We start from the raw sequence: 5,080 nt of genomic DNA on the forward strand, positions 1-5,080 counted from the left end.
GGATTATACAGGCACACGTATATCGATGAGTACGACACGCCCGGCGGCGAGCCGATTGCCGCGCTGATTTCTTCCTACGAGTTTGACGCTTCCGCCCAGGACGTGGCGCTGATGCGCAATATCTCGAAAGTCTCTGCCGCCGCGCACATGCCGTTTATCGGCTCGGCGGGACCGGCATTTTTCCTGAAAGAGAGTATGGAGGAAGTCGCCGCCATCAAGGACATCGGCAACTACTTCGATCGCGCGGAGTACATCAAGTGGAAGTCGTTCCGCGACACCGACGACTCGCGCTACCTCGGCCTGGTGATGCCCCGGGTGCTGGGCCGCCTGCCGTACGGCCCGGACACCGTGCCGGTGCGCAGCTTCAACTATATCGAGGAGGTGAAGGGCCCGGACCACGACAAGTACCTGTGGACCAACGCCTCCTTTGCCTTCGCCGCCAACATGGTGAAGAGCTTCATCCACAACGGCTGGTGCGTACAGATCCGTGGCCCGCAGTCCGGCGGCGCGGTGCAGGACCTGCCCATCCACCTCTACGACCTCGGGACCGGCAACCAGGTGAAAATTCCTTCAGAGGTGATGATCCCCGAGACCCGCGAATTTGAGTTTGCGAATCTGGGCTTTATTCCGCTCTCCTACTACAAAAACCGCGACTACGCCTGCTTCTTCTCGGCCAACTCGGCCCAGAAGCCGGTGCTGTACGACACCCCGGAGGCGACGGCCAACAGCCGCATCAACGCCCGCCTGCCGTACATCTTCCTGCTGTCGCGCATCGCCCACTACCTGAAGATTATTCAGCGGGAGAACATCGGCTCCACCAAGGACCGCCGCCTGCTGGAGCTGGAGCTCAACACCTGGGTGCGCGGCCTGGTGACCGAGATGACCGACCCGGGCGACGAACTGCAGGCCTCGCACCCGCTGCGCGACGCGAAGGTGGTGGTGGAAGACATCGAGGACAACCCGGGCTTCTTCCGCGTGAAGCTGTACGCCATTCCGCATTTCCAGGTGGAGGGGATGGACGTGAACCTGTCGCTGGTCTCCCGGATGCCGAAGGCGAAAGCGTAATAACGGGGCAGGATGCTGATGAAAATCTATCGCCCGCTATGGGAAGACGGGGCCTTTCTGGCGCCGCAGCAGTTCCAGCAGCAGGCCCGGTGGGACGCCCACGTTGCCGGCAGCGTGGCCCGCATGGGGCTGGCGCATCCGTGGGGCGTCGTTGCCGCCGAGTTTGACGACGCCGCGCTGGCGCTCTCCCGCCTTAACGCCACGCGCATTATCGCCCGCTTTCAGGACGGGACGCTGGTGGATACTGAGCTTGCCGACAACCTGCCGCCGGTGTGCGACCTCTCCGCCGCGGGCGGCAGCGATGCCGTTGATATTCTGCTGGCGCTGCCGCTGCTGAGCGCCAACGGCGGCAACCTGGACGACGGGCGCGACAGCGAGCGCCCCCGCCGCTGGAAGGCGGAGCGGGTGATGGTGCAGGATCTGGCCGGCAGCGAGCGGGGCGAACTGGCGATTTTACGCCATGCGCTGACTCTGCGTCTCTCCACTCAGGAGAACGCGGCCTGGCTGACCTTACCGGTCGCCAGGCTGGTGCGCAACGCGCAGGGGCAGTGGAGCCGCGATATGGCCTTTATTCCGCCGATGCTGTCGCTGTCGGTCAGCCCGGCGCTGGTGCAGTCGCTGGGCGACCTGCTCAGGCGCCTGCAGGCCAGGCGTCAGCGGCTGATGTCCATGCGGCGCGAAAGCAACGAACGTATGGCGGACTTTGCCGTAGCCGACGTATCGCTGTTCTGGCTGCTGAATGCCCTGAACAGCGCGGAGCCGGTGCTGGCCGAATTGCTGGAGGTGCCTTTCCGCCATCCGGAGCTGCTTTACCGGGAGCTTGCCAGGCTGGCGGGCAGCCTGCTGACCTTCTCGCTGGCGCACGATGCGGCAGATATCCCCGCCTACCGGCACGATGCGCCGGAGCAGGTCTTTCCACCGCTGTTCACCCTGCTGGATGCGCTGCTGGAGGCGAGCCTGCCGTCGCGGGTTATCAGTATCGAACTCACCCACAGCGGTCAGTTCTGGAAAGGCCTGCTACACGATGGGCGTCTGCGGGAGGGCGCTGACCTTTACCTCTCCGTGCGCTCTTCCATTCCCAACCACCTGCTGCAGACCCAGTTCCCGCTGCTGTGCAAGGCGGGAAGTTCTGACGACGTTTCCGACGTGGTTAACGTGGCGCTGAACGGTGTGGCGCTCAGGCCCCTGCATCACGTTCCGGCCGCCATCCCCCTGCGCCTTGAGAACCAGTATTTCGCCCTTGACCTCAGCGGGCCGGCGGCGCAGAGGATGCTGGAGGCGGGCAACTGCGCCTTCTATATTCCGGCAGCGCTCGGCGACGCGCAGCTCGAACTTTACGCGGTACTGCGCTCATGAAAGAAAACACCGGTTCATATATCGACACGCTGTTCTGGCCGGGCTGGCTGATGGTCAGCCGGCTGCGCAACGGCCAGGGCATCAGCGACGGCAGAGCGCTCTATCGCCGCACCTGCGACTGGCTGGACGACTGGCGGAAACAGCTTGAAGCGAGGGGCGTCCCGCAGGGCAGCATTGATAATCTGATATATACCCAGTGCGCGCTGTTTGACGAGAGCGTACTCAACCGCGGTAAGGAGGATGACGGCTACCGCGTCTGGCTGGCCAACCCGCTGCAGGCCCGCTACTTCAACACGCTCAACGCCGGGGAGGAGCTGTGGGAGCGCATCCGCACCGAGCTTCAGGCCCCTGCCCCGGACAATGCCGTGCTGACCTGCTTCTCCCGGGCGCTGAGCCTGGGCTTCGTCGGACGCTATCGCCAGCAGTCCGACGAGCGCCGCGAGGACGTGGTGCGTAACCTGAATCAGCGGGTCGCGCCGTTCACGCAGGTGGAAGAGGCGCCCATCGTCGTGCGGGCGGGCCGGCTCCGCGCTGGACGCCGTCTGTACTGGCTGTCATGGATTCTCGGCGCCGGCGCGCTGGCGGTGGTCTGGTTTACGCTCTCCGCCTCGCTCCAGCGGATGGTGTCAGCCATTGCCGGAGGCGGATAAGGGATGCGCAACCTCACCCGACAGATGCTGACTGCGCTGGCCCTGATACTGAGCCTGTGGATTATTCTCGGCTTCTGGCCGCTGGGAAGCGGCAGCCGCATCTTTCTGAGCGCGGTATCGCTGCTGCTCGCGGGCTGCGTGAGCGGGTATTTCTGGCGACAGCATCAGCCCGCTCAGGATGGTATCCGCGAACGCATCCTGCCGCCTGAGGATTTTGAAGGCGCGGTGGTGCTGGTCTGTGGCGACAGCTGCGCGCTCTTTGCACCGGACCGGGACAGCCAGGAGACCCGGCAGGGGTGGTATATCCCGGTTCGCGAACCGGAGCGGCTGGCATCGGTGGCAGAGTCGCTTGCCTCTGCCAGACCGGCCCTGATTTCACAGGTCTCGGTGCTGCTGGCGGTGGTGCCGGAGCGCTGGCAGGAGGCGGCCCTGTTCAGCAGTCGGCTGCATCAGTGGCAGCGCGCCGTGGCCCTGACCCGGCGGGCCTTTTCCGGCCTGCCGCCCGTCTGGTGCGGCGTGTGGCTGAATCCGCCGGAGAAAACGTCCGCAGCTGACTGTCGCTGGTATTTTCTGACCGATGGCCAGTCGGGTATTCAGGTGCAGGAGGCCGGTGCCGTCTCCCGGGACTGGCGCGGCTGGTGTGCGGATGATACGCAGCGGGGCGCCAGGCTGGACAGCGCCCTGTGGCTGCGGCAACTCTTTCGCTGGCTGAATCCGCAGGTGATGGAGGTAATAAACACCCGACATCACGATACGCCGGCACTGCCACCCCGAATGCTTGCTGTCTGCACCGGTCCCCTGAGTGCGCTGCCTGACAATCTGTGGCAGCGGCAGCTGGAGGATGTCACTACCCTGCGTGGCCGGACTGAGCAGGCGGCAGATTTTCCACCGCTTCCGGATTTACTGCTGTCACATTTGCAGCGGCGGCACGGCGTCAGCCGGATGATGCAGAGCCTGCGCCTGGCGGGGCTGCTGGCGGGGCTCTTTCTACTGCTGGCCATCACGGCGTCCTGGGTTAATAACCAGCGCCTGATTCAGAGCGTGGGTGACCACCTGGCGCTGTATCAGCGCCTGACCGGCAGTCCGCCCGGGCCGAAGCTGCAGGCGCAGCAGCAGCTGAGGCGCGATGACCGCCTGCTGGATACCTGGCAGCGGGAAGGGCCGCCGATGCGCTACACGATGGGGCTGTACCAGGGTTTTCGCCTTATCCCGCCGCTGCGGGCGGCAATTGACGGCTGGACTCCCCCGGCCCCGGCTGTCCCTGTCGTCAGCGCCCCCGTACCGGACGCCCCGCAGACCGTGCGTCTCGACAGCATGGCGCTGTTCGACACCGGGCAGTCGTCCCTGAAGCCCGGCGCCACGAAGCTGCTGGTCAGCGCCCTGGTGGGCATTAAGGCCAGGCCCGGCTGGCTGATTGTGGTCAGCGGCCACACCGACAGCACCGGCAGCCCGCCGGTCAATCAGGCCCTCTCCCTGCGGCGCGCCGAAGCGGTGCGCGACTGGATGCGCGACACCGGCGACGTGCCGGGGAGCTGCTTCGCCGTGCAGGGCTACGGCGCCGACCGCCCGGTGGCCAGCAATGACACCCCCGAAGGGCGGGCGCAGAACCGCCGGGTCGAAATCAGCCTGGTGCCGCAGGCGGACGCCTGCCGGGCGCCGGGCGAACCCCCCGCGCCATCGAAGGATGATGGCGCTTCACATCCCAGAGGAGAGTAACACGCATGGCAATTCCCGTTTATCTGTGGCTCAAGGACGACGGCGGCGCGGACATCAAAGGCTCCGTGGACGTTAAGGACCGCGAGGGCAGCATCGAGGTGGTGGCCCAGGAGCATAACCTGTACATCCCGACCGACAACAACACCGGCAAGCTGACCGGGACCCGTATCCACACGCCGTTCCTGTTCACCAAGGAAATCGACGCCTCCAGCCCGTACCTCTACAAGGCGGTGACCACCGGCCAGACCCTGAAGACGGCGGAGTTTAAGTGGTACCGCATCAACGACGCCGGA

At 65.4% G+C, this 5,080-nt stretch carries 4 protein-coding genes and 1 pseudogene; all 5 read left to right on the plus strand.

What is annotated here, in order from left to right:
• A partial coding sequence (gene tssC / locus ENGE1_RS26035) for a type VI secretion system contractile sheath large subunit (protein ID WP_064360886.1) occupies positions 1-1,065 on the plus strand: 1,065 nt, incomplete at its 5' end.
• An 18-nt stretch (positions 1,066-1,083) separates the two neighbouring features.
• Positions 1,084-2,421 (plus strand): type VI secretion system baseplate subunit TssK, encoded by a 1,338-nt coding sequence (tssK, locus tag ENGE1_RS26040; protein WP_043086749.1) that lies wholly within the window; start codon positions 1,084-1,086, stop codon positions 2,419-2,421.
• The gene (tssL, locus tag ENGE1_RS26045) at positions 2,418-3,071 is read left to right on the plus strand and encodes a type VI secretion system protein TssL, short form (protein ID WP_048255387.1); all 654 of its coding nucleotides are present in this window, start codon (positions 2,418-2,420) and stop codon (positions 3,069-3,071) included. The genes tssK and tssL overlap by 4 nt, the downstream gene beginning before the upstream one ends.
• A gap of 3 nt (positions 3,072-3,074) precedes the next feature.
• Positions 3,075-4,787 carry an OmpA family protein gene (locus ENGE1_RS26050; protein ID WP_064360887.1) on the plus strand — a complete coding sequence of 571 codons (1,713 nt, stop codon included), beginning with the start codon at positions 3,075-3,077 and terminating at the stop codon, positions 4,785-4,787.
• Between the two features lie 5 nt (positions 4,788-4,792).
• Positions 4,793-5,080, plus strand: a pseudogene (gene hcp, locus ENGE1_RS26055) (type VI secretion system effector Hcp); the annotation flags it as partial.

Source organism: Pluralibacter gergoviae ATCC 33028 = NBRC 105706, from assembly GCF_001598855.1.
GTDB classification, from domain to species: Bacteria; Pseudomonadota; Gammaproteobacteria; order Enterobacterales; family Enterobacteriaceae; genus Pluralibacter; species Pluralibacter gergoviae.